The sequence below is a fragment of the Actinophytocola sp. genome, assembly GCF_009379765.1.
GTDB lineage: Bacteria > Actinomycetota > Actinomycetes > Mycobacteriales > Pseudonocardiaceae > Actinophytocola.
In genome coordinates, this window is sequence record NZ_WHTD01000194.1 from 1 (window position 1) to 14,970 (window position 14,970).

Sequence of the window (14,970 nt, forward strand, 5' to 3'; positions counted from 1 at the left end):
CCAACTGCGAGAACCTGCCGCGCACGCACGAGTTCCTCAAGCGCTGCCGCAAGGTCGTCGACGACGAGTTCCCCGGCCGGATCCTGCTCGCCGAGGCCAACCAGTGGCCGGCGGACGTCGTGGCCTACTTCGGCGACGCGGCGACCGGCGGCGACGAGTGCCACATGGCGTTCCACTTCCCGCTCATGCCGCGCATCTTCATGGCGGTGCGCCGCGAGTCGCGGTTCCCGATCTCGGAGATCCTCGACCAGACCCCGCCCATCCCGTCCGGCTCCCAGTGGGGCATCTTCCTGCGCAACCACGACGAGCTGACCCTCGAGATGGTCACCGACGACGAGCGCGACTACATGTACGCGGAGTACGCCAAGGACCCGCGGATGAAGGCCAACATCGGCATCCGCAGGCGGCTCGCGCCGCTGCTGGACAACGACGCCAACCAGATGGAGCTCTTCACCGCGCTGCTGCTCTCCCTGCCCGGCTCGCCCGTCCTCTACTACGGCGACGAGATCGGCATGGGCGACAACATCTGGCTCGGCGACCGCGACGCGGTCCGCACCCCCATGCAGTGGTCCCCCGACCGCAACGCCGGCTTCTCCCGCTGCGACCCCGGCCGCATCTACCTGCCGGTGATCGCCGACCCGGTCTACGGCTACCAGGCGGTCAACGTCGAGGCCCAGCTCAACAACAGCTCCTCGCTCCTACACTGGACCCGGCGGATGCTGCAGGTCCGCCGCGAGCACCCGGCGTTCGGCCTCGGCGACTTCACCGAGCTCGGCTCGTCCAACCCCAGCGTGCTCGCCTACCTGCGGCAGGTGCCGGCCGACGCCGCGCACGGCGTCGAGGAGGACGTCGTGATCTGCGTGAACAACCTGTCCCGGTTCCCGCAGCCGGTCGAGCTGGACCTGTCCGAGCACAACGGGCGGGTGCTGGTCGAGCTCACCGGCGGGGTCCGGTTCCCGCCCATCGGCGAGTGGCCGTACCTGCTCACGCTGCCGGGCCACGGGTTCTACTGGTTCCAGCTGACCTCCGAGGACCTCGCGGAGGTTGAGACACCGTGATCCGGCCCGACACGCTCGTCGAGGACCTCGGCGAGAACCTCTTGGGTTGGCTCGTGGGCCAGCGGTGGTTCCGGGCCAAGGCGCGCGGGGTCGCGAAAGCCGGTACCGAGCGGGCCTCGGTACTGGTGGGCGGCGCCTCCACCGCCGGGCCGACGCTGGTGCACGCGATGGTGACGGTCGACGACACCGACCTCTACCAAGTGCCGCTCGGGGTGCGGGCCGAGGTGCCCGAACACCTGGAGCACGCGGTGATCGGCCGGGTCGGCGACCACGCCGTGTACGACGCGACCCACGACGCCGAGCTGATGGGGCCGCTGCTGGACCTGGTCGCCGACGGCGTCTCGGTCGCCGGCCTGACCTTCCGGGCCGAGCCGGGCGTCGAGCTGGAGCGCGGGCTGCGCGCACGGCCGATCGGCGTCGAGCAGAGCAACACCTCGGTGGTCTACGGCGCGCAGTACATCCTCAAGCTCTACCGCAGGCCCGACCCCGGGCCGAACCGGGACGTCGACCTGCACCGCGCGCTGCGCTCGGCGGGTGCCACGCACATCGCCGCGCCGCTCGGCGTCATCAGCGGTGTGTTCGGGGAGGGCGACACCGTGCTCGGCTTCCTGCAGGACTTCCTGCCGAACTCGGTCGAGGGCTGGGCCACCGCCACGGCCAGCGTCCGCGACCTGCTGGCCGAGGGCGACCTGCACGCCGACGAGGTGGGCGGTGACTTCGCGGGCGAGGCGCACCGGCTCGGTGCCGCGGTCGCCGAGGTGCACGCTGCGCTCGCCCTGGCCACCGGCAGCGACTCGACCGGCCCCGGCCGGATCGCCGCCGAGGTCGACGCGATGCACGAGCGGCTCGACGTCGTGCTGGCCGAGGTCCCGGAGCTGGCGTCGGACGAGCCGAGCCTGCGCGAGGCGTTCGACGCGGTCCGCGAGCTGCGTGAGCCGCTGGTGGTCCAGCAGGTGCACGGCGACCTGCATCTCGGCCAGGTGCTGCGCACGACATCCGGCTGGGTGCTGATCGACTTCGAGGGCGAGCCCGCCACGACGCCCGCCCAGCGGCAGGTGCCGCGCTCGCCGTTGCGGGACGTGGCCGCGATGCTCCGCTCGTTCGACTACGCGGCGTTCCACCTGCTGGCCGGCAACCTGGCCGGCAACCTGGAGGACGGGGCCGAGCGGCAGCTGTCCGCGCGGGCGAGCGAGTGGTCGGACCGCAACCGCACCGCGTTCTGCGACGGCTACGCGGAGGTCGCTGGCGATCCGCGGGCGCAGCCCACCCTGCTACGCGCCCTCGAGCTGGACAAAGCCGTGTACGAGGTGCGCTACGAGCACCACAACCGGCCCGATTGGCTCGCCATCCCCCTAGCGGCCATCCGGCGCCGTAGTTAGCCTGAATTAAAGCGCTCCCAAAGACGGGTGCCGCGACGGACGAATCGGGGTGTCCAGGTGCGGATAGCGGACTTGTTGCGGCACAAGGGATCCGACGTGGCAACGGCGGTGCCCGGGCTGTCGGTGGCCGGCCTGCTGGAGGATCTGGCCCGGCACAACGTGGGCGCATTGGTCGTGGTCGACGACACCGGCACGCTGGTCGGCATCGTCTCCGAGCGGGACGTCGTCCGCAGCCTCGACGAGCGGGGCGCCGAGCTGTTGCACGCCCCCGTCTCGGAGATCATGACGACCACCGTGGTCACCTGCGAGCCCACCGAGAGCGTGAACAACCTGGCGGCGATCATGACCGAGCGCCGCATCCGCCACATGCCCGTCGTCGATGGCGGGCGGCTCGTGGGCATCGTCAGCATCGGCGACGTGGTGAAGAGCCGCATCCAGCAGCTCGAGTCGGACCGGGAGCAGCTCGAGTCCTACATAGCCCGCGGCTGAGTTTCCCACGGTCGGGCCCGGAAAAGATCAGCGCGGCCCGTTGGGCGGGCCGGTTCGCGCGACGGCAGAATGAACCACGATGAACGACGTGAGAGCGGACCCGAGCGCGATGCCCCCGGACGACCTGCGCCGCCTGGCCACGGGTGCCCACCACGACCCGCACTCGGTGCTCGGTGTGCATTCCGATCGCGCCGGCAGCACGGTCGTCCGTGCGTACCGGCCCGGCGCCAAGGCCGTCACGCTGCTCGCCGGGTCGGAGCGGACCCCGCTCACCGAGACGGCGGACGGCGTCTTCACCGCCCCCCTCCCCCAACCGCCGGGCGCCTACCTGTTCGAGGTCGACTATGGCGGTGACCCAGTCCTCGTCCACGACCCGTACCGGTGGCTCCCGACCCTCGGCGAGCTCGACCTGCACCTGCTCGGCGAGGGCCGGCACGAACGCCTGTGGCAGGTCCTCGGCGCGCACGTGCGTTCCTACGACACGGAGACGGGCCCCATCGAGGGCACCTCCTTCGCCGTGTGGGCACCCAACGCGCGCGGCGTGCGGGTCGCCGGCGACTTCGACGGCTGGGACGGCCGGGCCAACCCCATGCGCTCGCTCGGCTCGTCCGGCATCTGGGAGCTGTTCGTCCCGGGCCTGCCGGCCGGCACCTGCTACAAGTTCCGCGTCCTCGGCCAGGACGGCGGCTGGCACGAGAAGGCCGACCCGATGGCGTTCGCCACCGAGGTGCCGCCCGCCACCGCCTCCAAGGTCGCCTCGAGCAGTCACGAGTGGACGGACGAGGCGTGGATGGCCCGGCGCGACGCCACCGAGTGGCACGCCGCGCCGATGAGCGTCTACGAGGTCCATCTCGGCTCGTGGAAGCCGGGCCTCGGCTACCGCGAGCTCGCCACCGAGCTCGCCGACTACGTCGAGGCGCACGGCTTTACCCACGTCGAGCTGCTGCCCGTCGCCGAGCACCCGTTCGGCGGCTCGTGGGGCTACCAGGTCACCTCCTACTACGCGCCGACCGCGCGGTTCGGCAGCCCGGACGAGTTCCGCCACCTCGTGGACACGCTGCACGCCCGGGGCATCGGCGTGGTCATGGACTGGGTGCCGGCGCACTTCCCCAAGGACGCGTGGGCGCTGGCCCGGTTCGACGGGACCGCCCTCTACGAGCACGCCGACCCGCGCCGCGGCGAGCACCCCGACTGGGGCACGCTCGTGTTCGACTTCGGCCGCACCGAGGTCCGCAACTTCCTGGTGGCCAACGCGCTCTACTGGATCGAGGAGTTCCACATCGACGGCCTGCGCGTCGACGCGGTCGCCTCGATGCTCTACCTCGACTACTCGCGCGAGGAGGGCCAGTGGCTGCCGAACGTCCACGGTGGACGCGAGAACCTGGATGCCGTGCGGTTCCTGCAAGAGCTCAACGCCACCGTCTACAAGTACCATCCCGGCGCGATCATGGTCGCCGAGGAGTCCACCGCGTGGCCGGGCGTCACCAGGCCGACCCACCTCGGCGGGCTGGGCTTCGGGTTCAAGTGGAACATGGGCTGGATGCACGACACGCTCAGCTATGTCGGCCACGACCCGGTGCACCGCTCCTACCACCACAACGAGGTCACCTTCTCGCTGATGTACGCGTGGAGCGAGAACTTCATGCTGCCGCTGTCACACGACGAGGTCGTGCACGGCAAGGGCTCGCTGTGGACCCGGATGCCCGGCGACGACTGGAACAAGGCGGCCGGGCTGCGCGTGCTGCTCGCGTTCATGTGGGCCCACCCCGGCAAGCAGCTGCTGTTCATGGGCGGCGAGTTCGGCCAGGTCCAGGAGTGGTCGGAGAGCCGCTCGCTGGACTGGCACCTGCTGGCGGACCCGCTGCACGGCGGCCTGCAGCGGCTCGTCGGCGACCTCAACCGGCGGTACAAGGAGCACTCCGCGCTCTACGCCGCCGACACGCGCCCGGACGGCTTCTCCTGGATCGACGCCAACGACTCGGCCAACAACGTGGCGAGCTTCCTGCGGCACGACCCGACCCGGCCGGGGAGCGTGGTGGCGTGCGTGGCCAACTTCGCCGGCCATCCGCATCGTGACTACCGGGTCGGGCTCCCCCTGGCCGGCCGCTGGCGCGAGGTGCTCAACACCGACGCGCAGGACTACGGCGGCTCCGGCTGGGGCAACATGGGCGGCGTCGACGCCACCGACGACCCGTGGCACGGCCAGCCGGCGTCGGCCCTGCTGCAGCTTCCCCCGCAAGGCATGATCTGGCTGGCGCCCGAACACTGACCTGCGGTGACCGCTTCACCGGGAGAACCGCTCTAAGATCACGCCATGGCGTTGACCGACCGTGACCTTGCCGAGCTGCTGGCGGACCTGGAGTCCGACCGGGTCGAGCGCAAGGAGACGGTCAAGCAGGACAAGGACAAGCTCAGCCAGGCGATCTGCGCCTTCGCCAACGACCTTCCGGATCACCGCAAGCCAGGCGTCCTGTTCGTCGGTGTCACCGACAACGGCACGGTCAGCGGGCTGCCCGTCACCGACGAGCTGCCGCTGGCCCTCGCGGTGTCCTGGTGACCGGCAAGGATCCGCTTGCCTGGCTGCCCGGCGCATTCGTGCAGTTCCTCCGCGTGGACGGGACCGAGCTGACCGATCCGGTGAAGGACGAGAAACGCCTGGACGGGCCGCTGATCGACGTACTGCGGCAGCTCGACGAGCTGCTGGTGCTCAACATCAGCACGGCCGTGGACTTCACCTCGGAGAACCGGGAGATCCGTACCCCTGACTACCCGCTCGCCGCCCTGCAGCAGGTGGCCCGCAACGCGATCATGCACCGGTCGTACGAGCACACGAACGCGCCGGTGCGAGTCACCTGGTTCGCGGATCGGGTGGAGATCGTGAACCCGGGTGGCCCGTACGGAAGTGTCACGGTCGACAACTTCGGTGCCGGTGCGACCGACTACCGCAACGCCACTATCGCCGAGGTGATGCGCGGACTCGGCTACGTACAGCGGTTCGGCGCGGGTATTCCCATCGCCAAGAAGAGCCTTGCCGACAACGGCAACCCCGACCCCGTGTTCGAGCCCACGCCGACCCACGTCGCCGTCACGATCCGGTGCGGCCGTGACCGCCCCGATCGTCACATTCAGCAACAACAAGGGCGGGGTCGGCAAGACGTCCCTCGTCTACCACCTGGCGTGGATGCTCGCCGACCTCGGCCATCGGGTCGTAGCCGCGGATCTCGACCCGCAGGCGAACCTGACCTCCGCGTTTCTCGACGAACGCGAGATCGAGGACGTGTGGGCGAACGGGAGCGACAGGGCGACGGTATGGGGGTCGATCCGCCCCTTCCACGAGGGCGAGTCCGCGATTGTGTCCGCGCGCGCCCATCAGACCGGTGACGACCGGCTCGTGCTTCTCGCGGGTGACCTCGAGCTGTCCTCGTTCGAGGACGACCTGAGCGGCGCGTGGCCCGAGTGTCTGGACGGCAAGCCCAGGGCGTTCCGGGTCATGTCGGCGTTCTGGCGGGTGCTGAACGACGCGGCGAGCTCCCACGAGGCGGACGTCGTGCTCGTCGACGTGGGACCGAGCCTCGGCGCGATCAACCGGGGGGTGCTCGTCGCCTCCGACCACGTGGTCCTTCCGGTCGCACCGGACCTGTTCAGCCTGCAGGGACTCCGCAACCTCGGGCCGACGCTCGCCGGATGGCGGTCCGGTTGGGCGGAACGGCGCAAGCACGGCCCGCCGGACCTGGCGGTACCCGCGGGGGACATGGCGGTCGTCGGATACGTGGTGATGGGACACGCGGTCCGGCTGGACCGGCCCGTCAAGGCATACCAGCGGTGGCTCGCCGAGATTCCCGGGGAGTTCCGCGGATCGGTACTCCGACAGGCGACCGAGCAGGTACCGGCGCCCGAGACCGACCCGTACTGCCTCGCCCAGCTCAAGCACTACCGCAGCCTCATGCCGCTCGCGCAGGAGGCGCGGAAACCGATGTTCGCGCTCAAACCGGCCGACGGGGCGTTCGGCGGCCACTACCAGGCCGCGCAGAGCGCCTACGTGGACTTTCGCGCCCTCGCAACGGTCCTGACCGACAGGCTGGGCCTCACCCGACCCGGGTGACCCGCCCGAACCGTCGAATGGAGTGACCCCCCGACGTGCGCCGGTACCGCGAGCTGCTCGGCGTGCCGGGGGTGCTCAGGCTGACCCTGGCGGTGTTGCTCAGCAGGGTGACCACGTCGATGTTGAACCTGACGCTCCTGGTCGCGATCACGCGGTCCTACGGCTACGCCGAGGCCGGCCTGGTGATGATGGTGTACGCGGTGAGCACCGCCGTGGTCGGGCCGGCCAGGGGCCGGCTCGCGGACCGCAGGGAGCCGCGGCAGGTCCTGCTCACCCTGCTGGCCGGGCACATGGTCGCGTACGCCGGGCTGCTCGTGGGGCTCGCCGCGACCGCGCCGGTCGCCGCGCTGTTCCTCGCGGCCGCCGCGCTGGGCGTCACCGTGCCACCGGCCGGCCCGGTGGTGCGCGGCGCGTGGCCGAACCTGGTGGCACCCGACCGGCTGCCCACCGCGTACGCGTTCGACGCGGCGCTCAGCAACGCGACGTTCGTGTCGGGCCCGATGATCGCCGGCGGGCTGCTGCTGGTGCTGCCCGCGGCCGGGGCGATGGCGATCACCGGCGCGATGAAGCTCGCCGGCGACACGCTGGTGGCCCTCGCGCCCGCGATCCGCCGGCCGGACGGGCGCGCGGAGGTCCGGCACCGCGGTGCGGCGAGGCTCTTCGGCCCGCTGGTCGACGGCCGGGTCCGGCTGCTGCTGGCGATGGTCGCGCTGGACACGTTCGCGTTCGGCTGTCTGGAGGTCACCGCGGTCGCGGCCGCCTCCGGGCAGGGCTCGGCGGGCGTGTTCACGAGCCTGCTCGCGCTCGGTGGCGTGGTCAGCGGCATCGCCTACGGGGCGCGCACGTGGCCGGGTGGGCCGCGGGCCCAGCTGATGGTGCTGCACACCGGCGCGTCGCTGGCGCTGCTGGGCGGCGCGGCGACCGGTCCGGCGGGCGCGGGCCTGGTGCTGGTCGGCGCCGCGTTCGCCCTCTTCGGCCTGCTCACCGGCCCGGTGGAGACGCTGCAACAGGTCCTCGTCGGCGACCTGAGCCGGCCCGAGCAGCGGATCGAGGCGTTCGCGTGGGTGTTCAGCATCATGTGGGCCGGCTTCGGGGTCGGCACCACGGTCGCCGGGCAGCTCGCGGGCCCCGGCACCACCGGCCCGACGCTGCTGGCCGCGGCCACCGCGCAGGTCGCGATCGTGGCGCTGGCGGCGGTGAACGTGGCCGGATTACGCCGGTCCCCGGCGCAGGAGGACCCATGACGGGCACACTGGAGCCGTGCGCACCCGAACCGGCGTTCCCGCTGTGCTGTTGCTGTTCGTGACCGTCAGCCTGACGGCGTGCACCACGGCCATCGCGGGCAGCCCGACCAGCTCCGGCTCGGTGGTCACGCACACCGACCCCGGCCAGCCCGGCGGCATCGACCCGTCGTTCGTGAAGAACACCGACGGCGGCGAGATCGACCGGCTGGCCGCTGCCGTGCTCACCGACGTGCAGTCCTACTGGTCGGAGACGTTCCCGAAGACGTTCGGCGGCGACTGGGCGGAGCTGCGCGGCGGCTTCTACTCGGTGGACACCTCGCGCACGGACGCGCCGAAGCCGCCGTGCGTGGACAAGGCATCCGACGTCGAGGGCAACGCGTTCTACTGCCCCACCGCCGACATCATCGCGTGGGACCGGGCGGCCTTGCTGCCGGTGCTCAAGGAGCGGTTCGGCGAGGCGGCGGTGATGCTGGTGCTGGCGCACGAGATGGGGCACGCGGTGCAGCGCCAGGCCGGGCTGACCGTCGAGGAGCAGCAGAGCGACCCGGACAAGTACCCGACGATCCTCATCGAGGCACAGGCCGACTGCTACGCCGGGTCGTTCGTGCGCTGGGTGGCCGACGACAACGCCACCTACCTGCAGATCGCCGAGGACCGGCTGGACTCGGCGCTGGAGTCGCTGATCACCTTCCGGGACCCGATCGGCACCGAGCAGAGCGACGAGGGCGCGCACGGCGACGCCTTCGACCGGGTGTCCGCGTTCCAGGACGGCTTCGACTCGGGGGCGTCGCTGTGCAGCGAGATGAGCGTGGACAACCGCGTGTTCACCCAGCAGGGCTTCATCAACGCGGCGGACGCGGAGACGGGCGGGAACCTCGACTTCAACCAGATGCTCGAGTCGATCACGCCCAACCTCAACACGTACTTCGGCGGCCTCGTCACCGAGCGCGGCGCCCAGTGGCGCGAGCCGAGTCTCACGCCCACCGAGGAGCGCCCGAACTGCACGGACGCCGACCAGGGCCCGGTCGCGTTCTGCCCGGACGGGACGAAGATCGACTTCGACACGCAGGACGAGCTGCCCGAGATCCACACGCAGATCGGCGACTACGCCACGGGGACGCTGCTGGCGAGCCGCTACGCGGTGGCCGCGCTGACAGACCTGAAGAAGCCCACCGAGGGCGCCGACTCCCAGCACGACCTGGTCTGCCTCGCCGGCTCGTTCACCGGTTCGCTGCTCAACCGCGAGCAGCGGTACCTGTCCCCGGGCGACCTCGACGAGGCGATCCAGGTGCTGCTGACCTACGACTACGCGGCGCGCGACATCAAGGGCAAGGGCATCCCGACCGGCTTCGAACGGGTCCGCGCCTTCCGCAAGGGCGTCGTCGACGGTGCCAAGGCCTGCGGCCTGGACTGACCGAAGGCGTGGCCACCCACCCCCGTCGCCCGCTGACGTCGTTCTCCGGCAACGATTTCGCGAAATCACTGGGGGTTTCGGTGCGAAGGTTCGCAACGTCTGTTCTTGCTGTCCTCATCCTGTCGGCGGCGCTCCTCGGTGGCCTGGCCGCCACGGCCGCGGGCGCCACCGCCTCGGCCGACCCGGTCGCCACGAACACCTACTGCAGCAAGGGCTACCCGCACCGGGTGGTCGTCGATCCCGGCTCGTCGCTCTACATCCGCACGCAGCCGTCCGCCGGCGCCCCGACCGTCGGCAGCCTGCTCAACGGGACCCTGATCGTCACCACCGGCCGCACGCCCACCAACGGCTACCTGTACACGACGACCTACGGGCCGGGCTACGTGGCCGCCGCGTACCTCACCTTCCTGCACTGCGCCTGAAACCGGGCGCCTCGCCGGTACGTCGAACGCCCATGGCGCACCACCGCTAGGGTGCGTCCAGCGTGACTTGTCGGGTACCGGAGGGGTTGCAATGCGGGGTGTGTGGCGGATCGGGCTGGCGCTTGCCGCTGTCGCGGCGGTGGTCGTTCAGCTGGGGGGCTGCGGCCAGTCGGTCGAGGGAACGCCGACGGCCATGAGTGACATCGACACCACCAACGCCGGTGGGCTCGAGGTCACCGACGGGCCGAGCGGCCCGCGCGAGGGCGTCGAGGACGCCAAGCTCACGGTCGAGGGCGCGGACGGCGGTGAGATGGACCGCATCGCCACCAACGCGATCGCGGACCTCTACGAGTACTGGGAGAAGCAGCTACCCGACGTCTTCGACGAGAAGTTCGAGGAGCTCACCCGGCTCGTGTCCTACGACTCCGACGGCGCGGGCGTCACGATCTGCGGCGCGAGCACCGCGGGCCTGGTCAACGCGTTCTACTGCGGTGGCGGCGGCGAGGACGCGATCGCGTGGGACCGCGGCGTGCTGCTGCCGATGCTCAGCGAGCGGTTCGGCTCGATGTCGGTGGTCGGCGTGCTCGCCCACGAGATGGGCCACGCCGTGCAGTTCCGGCTCGGCGAGAAGAGCAACATGAGCGAGAGCACCCCGACGATCCTGCGCGAGCAGCAGGCCGACTGCTACATGGGCAACTTCTTCCGCCACGTGGCCGAGGGCGACTCGAAGCACTTCCAGATCAACACCGGCAAGGGTCTCAACGACATCCTCGCCACGCTGTTCTACATCCGCGACCCCGCGGGCTTCGACCACATGACCGAGGGCGCGCACGGGCTCGCGTTCGACCGGGTGTACGCGTTCCAGGAGGGTTTCGCCAACGACCCGCAGCGCTGCGCGGACATGGACCCGGAGGAGATCGACGGCCGGATCGCGGAGAAGGAGCGCACCGAGGCCGAGGTCTCCCAGTCCGACGAGGCGACATCGACCCGACCGAGGACAAGAACCTGCAGGCCCTGCAGGAGAGCCTGGACGACGCGTTCAAGGAGAACGGCTCCGACCAGCCGGAGATCACCGACAACGGCTCGACCTGCGAGAGCGGCGACACGACCGAGCCGGTCACCTACTGCCCGGACGACAACATCGTCGGCTTCGACGCCGACGCGCTCAAGGAGCTCGCCGCCAAGCCCGACCCGGAGGCACCGCCCGGCGAGCAGGGCACCGGCGGTCTGGGCGACTTCGCCGCGTTCGCCGAGATCGCGTCCCGGTACGCGTTGTCCATCCAGAAGTCGATGGGCCTCCCGCTCGACGACAACCAGGCAGGGCTGCGGACCGCGTGCCTCACCGGCGCGTGGGCGGGCTTCACCAACGAGGACGCCCAGGACCGCCGGCTGCGCCTCGCGATCGGCGACCTGGACGAGGCGGTGGCCGAGCTGCTGCAGGAGGAGAGCCTGATCGCCGCGGACGTCAACGGCAAGCAGGTCGAGTCCGGCTTCGCCAGGGTCGAGGCCTTCCGCCGGGGCTTCATGGAGGGCTCGGGCCCCTGCACGGAGGACTTCTCCTAGCCGGTCCGGCCGGTCCGGCCGGAACGACTCGGCCCCCGATCCGCGCGGATCGGGGGCCGAGTCGTGTCCGGAACCGGGACTCGCGGGGTCCGAGTGGGGGACTCGCGGGTCAGTACAGGGCGCTGGCCAGGTCGCGCCGGGCCTTGACGACGCTCGGATCCTCCGGCGGGAACAGGGCGAACAGCTCCACCAGGTGCGTGCGGGCCCGGTCGCGGTCGGTGCCCGCGGTCCGGCGGATCACCGACAGCAGCCGCGCGAACGACTGGTCGACCCGCTGCGACGCGAGCTCGACATCGGCCGCGGCGAGCTGGGCATCGATGTCCTCGGGCGAGGTGTCCGCACGCACGATCACCGACGGGTCGGCGGCCTCCGCGCGGGCCAGGAACCGCACCTGCGCCAGCGCCGCCTTGGCCTGTTCGTCGGCGGGCTCGGCATCGAGGATCTTCTGGTAGGCGGCCTCGGCCACCGGGTAGTCGCCGCGCTCGAAGGCGGCCTCCGCCTCGGTGAACCGGGGGTCCTCGAGCTCGGGCTCCGGCTCGACCGGGTCGGCGCCGTTCTCGGCCGCGCTGATGCCCGGCAGCCGGTCGCGCAGCGCGTCCAGCAGCGCGGCGATCCACTGCTTGACCTGCGGCTCCGGCTGCGCCCCCGCGAACGCCTCGACCGGCTGGCCGCCGGCGATGGCGACGACCGTGGGGATGGACTGCGCGCCGAACAGCTCCGCGATCCGCGGGTTCGCGTCGACGTCGATCTTGGCGAGGACCCAGGCACCGTTGCCGGCCTGGGCCAACCGCTCCAGCAGCGGCGACAGCTGCTTGCACGGCCCGCACCATTCGGCCCACAGGTCGACGATCACCGGGACCTGCAGCGAACGCTCGACGACGTCGGCCTGGAAGGTCTCCTCCGTGACGTCGATGATGAACTCGCTCGCCACTCGCTGTGCCGGCGCAGCTTCCGGCTGGTCGGACAGGTCGGCCGACGAGGGCGCGGATGGTGCCTGCGCTGCCGGCGGCCGTCTGGTCGCGTCCGCCCTGGCCTTGAGCGCGGACAGGTCGACAGCCCCGGACAGGGCTGCCGAGAGAGCTGCGGTTTGACGTGGGTCTGGCCTTGTCACGGTTCTATCCTGGCACGACGCCGACAGTGCCCGTCGGGCCACCACCAAAGGGACACTCACCGGCCGCCGTTCGCATACCGAACCGGTCAGAACCGGACACGCACGCCGAACGTGGCGCCGTAGTCACCGGAGAAGCCGGCCTCGGTGGCCTCGCCGCTCAGCTTGACCGTGACGAGCGCGTCGATCTGCGCCGTCGGCCGGGCCATGAGGTGCTCGACCAGCTCGGTCGTGGCCGTGAGCTGCGCGGACGTGCCTTCGGCGCGGCTGTAGGTGAGGCCTGCCTCGAGCGTCTGGCGCAGGTCGGTCGTGCCGCGCAGCCGCAGGTTGGTCTGCAGCACCTGCAGCGCGATCCGCGCCTGGAACGCGCTCCAGCTCGTCGGGAACTCCACCTGCGCCTCGTCGACGACGTGCAGCTCGAACAGCTGGCCGAGCGTCACGCCGGTGCCGATGCCGGTGAGGTGGAGCTTCATCTCCTCGCGGTCGAACCTGATCGTCGGCGACGTCATCGGGGCCTCCTAGGCCAGTCTCTCGGCGCCGTCCTCGGCGCCGAAGTCGATCCCCTCGAGCGCGATCAGGACCGGCTCGTCGGCGACCTCGGTGTAGGCCTCGAAGGTGGTGCCCGCCACCCAGTCGTCCTCGACATGCTCCTGTTCCATACGGCCAGCGTGGCCCGTGGCACCGCCGGGCGGCCATCGCCCCGGTGCGACGGTTCGGGCGGCGGAGGCTGCCCGTTCGGTCTACTCGGCGAGGTGCCGCTCGATGCGCTCCACCTTGGCCGTGAGCTGGTCGGTGTGTCCCGGCCGGATGTCGGCCTTGAGTACGAGGCTGACCCGCGGCGCGCCCCGCTGCACGACCTCCACCGCGCGCTTGACGACCGCCATCACCTCGTCCCACTCCCCCTCGATGGTCGTGAACATGCTCGTGGTCTCCGAGGGCAGGCCGGACTCCCGCACGACCCGCACCGCCTCGGCGACCGCCTTGCTCACGCTGTCCGACTCGCCGCCCGCGGGGGCCACACTGAACGCGACTAGCACGCCTGCTCCTCTCCCGAGTGGAACTGTGCCTGGGCACCCTTTCTGGTACCGACTGGTAACTTCAACCGCCATGAGCCAGCAAGTGCTGCCGTTCGATCCCATCGCCCGCGCCGCCGAGCTGTGGGCGGAGCGCGTGGGACCATCCGGCACGATGGCCGCGGTCACCAGCATCATGCGAGTCCAGCAGGTCCTGCAGTCCGCGGTGGACACCGCACTCCGCCCGCACGGGCTCACCTTCGCCCGGTACGAGGCGCTGGTGCTGCTGACGTTCTCGAGACAGGGCAGTCTGCCGATGCGCGTGATGGGCGAGCGCCTGCAGCTCCACCCGACGAGCGTCACCAACATCGTCGACCGCCTGGAGGCCGACGGGCTCGTCAAGCGCCTCCCCCACCCGACCGACCGCCGCACGACCCTGGCGGAGATCACCGAGGCCGGCCGCAAGCGCCGCGAGGAGGCGACCGCCGCGGTCACCGACATCGACTTCGGCCTGCGGGGCCTGACGGAGCGGCAGACCGCCCAGCTGACCGATCTCCTGGCCAAGGTCCGCAAGGCGGTCGGCGACTTCACCGACTGACCCCAGCGCCGGCCTGCGGCTTCGCACATCGGACCCGGGGTTGGTTGCCCGGTTGTTGATCGTTGGTTCGCCGATGGTGGGGTCGATGCCGACCTCACTGCGTAGGTGGGCCGTGGCCCGGCGAGCGCGGCCGATCTCGGCCGAGCGCGGCAGTCCGACCAGTGACCGCCGTGGCGTCGAGGTAGCGGCGCGACTCGAGCCGTCGTGTCAGTCGATCGAGGTCGTCGCGGGCCCGGTCGGTTCCTTCGCTCGTGCGGCTTGGGCGCGCGTGCTCCGGCGGCGTGTGATCGCAAGACAGCCTCGGTCGGAGTGCACCATCCGCTTTCCCGCCTTGTGTTTCTGACGGCGGGAGAAATTCCGGTCCGATGTCCGCGCAGCACGCAGTGACCGTCGGTGGTGGCCGGTCGGGTCCGTGCGGCGGATCGACCGACCATCGCAGCCGGGCAGTTCGCGGGTCAGAAGGGTGGTGGTGCGGGTTCGGGGTGGGTGATGGGTTCGGGGTGGTGTGGGTAGCGGAACCCGCAGGGTGAGACCCATTCCAGGATCCCGCCCCGTTTGATCACCCGCCAGCCACCGAAGG

16 protein-coding genes and 1 pseudogene are annotated in these 14,970 nt (G+C 71.1%); 13 read left to right on the plus strand and 4 right to left on the minus strand.

Translation table 11 applies throughout. The features are described 5' to 3' along the window. From GEV28_RS37355 to GEV28_RS37405, 12 genes and pseudogenes are all read left to right on the plus strand, one after another. On the plus strand, positions 1–1,058 hold a 1,058-nt coding region (locus GEV28_RS37355), incomplete at its 5' end, for an alpha-glucosidase C-terminal domain-containing protein (RefSeq protein ID WP_291418260.1). Further along, entirely contained in the window at positions 1,055–2,437 is a 1,383-nt protein-coding gene (locus GEV28_RS37360) for an aminoglycoside phosphotransferase (protein WP_291418262.1), read from the plus strand. The genes GEV28_RS37355 and GEV28_RS37360, both read left to right, overlap by 4 nt. Positions 2,438–2,494: 57 nt before the next feature. After that, entirely contained in the window at positions 2,495–2,926 is a 432-nt protein-coding gene (locus tag GEV28_RS37365; RefSeq protein ID WP_291418264.1) for a CBS domain-containing protein, read from the plus strand. Positions 2,927–3,005: 79 nt separating this feature from the next. Next, complete coding sequence (gene glgB / locus GEV28_RS37370) at positions 3,006–5,195, plus strand: 1,4-alpha-glucan branching protein GlgB (RefSeq protein WP_291418265.1); 2,190 nt, start codon at positions 3,006–3,008, stop codon at positions 5,193–5,195. A 45-nt stretch (positions 5,196–5,240) separates the two neighbouring features. Continuing rightward, positions 5,241–5,483: a helix-turn-helix domain-containing protein gene (locus GEV28_RS37375; RefSeq protein ID WP_291418267.1), complete on the plus strand. Its 243-nt coding sequence runs from the start codon at positions 5,241–5,243 to the stop codon at positions 5,481–5,483. 251 nt (positions 5,484–5,734) lie between these two features. Continuing rightward, positions 5,735–6,007 (plus strand): annotated as a pseudogene (locus GEV28_RS42850) (ATP-binding protein); the annotation flags it as partial. A gap of 22 nt (positions 6,008–6,029) precedes the next feature. Beyond that, positions 6,030–7,028 carry a ParA family protein gene (locus GEV28_RS37380; protein ID WP_291418269.1) on the plus strand — a complete coding sequence of 333 codons (999 nt, stop codon included), beginning with the start codon at positions 6,030–6,032 and terminating at the stop codon, positions 7,026–7,028. Positions 7,029–7,063: 35 nt separating this feature from the next. Beyond that, the gene (locus GEV28_RS37385; protein ID WP_291418271.1) at positions 7,064–8,272 is read left to right on the plus strand and encodes an MFS transporter; all 1,209 of its coding nucleotides are present in this window, start codon (positions 7,064–7,066) and stop codon (positions 8,270–8,272) included. A 16-nt stretch (positions 8,273–8,288) separates the two neighbouring features. After that, positions 8,289–9,686: a neutral zinc metallopeptidase gene (locus GEV28_RS37390; RefSeq protein WP_291418273.1), complete on the plus strand. Its 1,398-nt coding sequence runs from the start codon at positions 8,289–8,291 to the stop codon at positions 9,684–9,686. Positions 9,687–9,766: 80 nt separating this feature from the next. After that, positions 9,767–10,108, plus strand: a complete 342-nt coding sequence (locus GEV28_RS37395; protein WP_291418274.1) for an SH3 domain-containing protein — start codon at positions 9,767–9,769, stop codon at positions 10,106–10,108. 193 nt (positions 10,109–10,301) lie between these two features. Further along, complete coding sequence (locus tag GEV28_RS37400; RefSeq protein WP_291418276.1) at positions 10,302–11,561, plus strand: hypothetical protein; 1,260 nt, start codon at positions 10,302–10,304, stop codon at positions 11,559–11,561. After that, complete coding sequence (locus GEV28_RS37405) at positions 11,531–11,671, plus strand: hypothetical protein (RefSeq protein WP_291418278.1); 141 nt, start codon at positions 11,531–11,533, stop codon at positions 11,669–11,671. The genes GEV28_RS37400 and GEV28_RS37405 overlap by 31 nt, the downstream gene beginning before the upstream one ends. Before the next feature lie 109 nt (positions 11,672–11,780). On the opposite strand, the gene GEV28_RS37410 is transcribed toward GEV28_RS37405, so the two are convergent. The 4 genes from GEV28_RS37410 to GEV28_RS37425 form a co-directional block, all read right to left on the minus strand. After that, positions 11,781–12,782 carry a tetratricopeptide repeat protein gene (locus tag GEV28_RS37410; RefSeq protein ID WP_291418280.1) on the minus strand — a complete coding sequence of 334 codons (1,002 nt, stop codon included), beginning with the start codon at positions 12,780–12,782 and terminating at the stop codon, positions 11,781–11,783. Positions 12,783–12,868: 86 nt separating this feature from the next. After that, positions 12,869–13,288: a hypothetical protein gene (locus GEV28_RS37415; protein WP_291418282.1), complete on the minus strand. Its 420-nt coding sequence runs from the start codon at positions 13,286–13,288 to the stop codon at positions 12,869–12,871. Between the two features lie 9 nt (positions 13,289–13,297). Next, positions 13,298–13,438 (minus strand): hypothetical protein, encoded by a 141-nt coding sequence (locus GEV28_RS37420; protein WP_291418284.1) that lies wholly within the window; start codon positions 13,436–13,438, stop codon positions 13,298–13,300. A gap of 81 nt (positions 13,439–13,519) precedes the next feature. Continuing rightward, the gene (locus GEV28_RS37425) at positions 13,520–13,816 is read right to left on the minus strand and encodes an MTH1187 family thiamine-binding protein (protein ID WP_291418286.1); all 297 of its coding nucleotides are present in this window, start codon (positions 13,814–13,816) and stop codon (positions 13,520–13,522) included. 70 nt (positions 13,817–13,886) lie between these two features. Here GEV28_RS37425 and GEV28_RS37430 point away from each other — a divergent pair, with 70 nt between their 5' ends. Then, on the plus strand, positions 13,887–14,390 hold the full coding sequence (locus tag GEV28_RS37430) for a MarR family winged helix-turn-helix transcriptional regulator (RefSeq protein ID WP_291418288.1): 504 nt from the start codon (positions 13,887–13,889) through the stop codon (positions 14,388–14,390). The last annotated feature ends 580 nt before the right edge of the window (positions 14,391–14,970 follow it).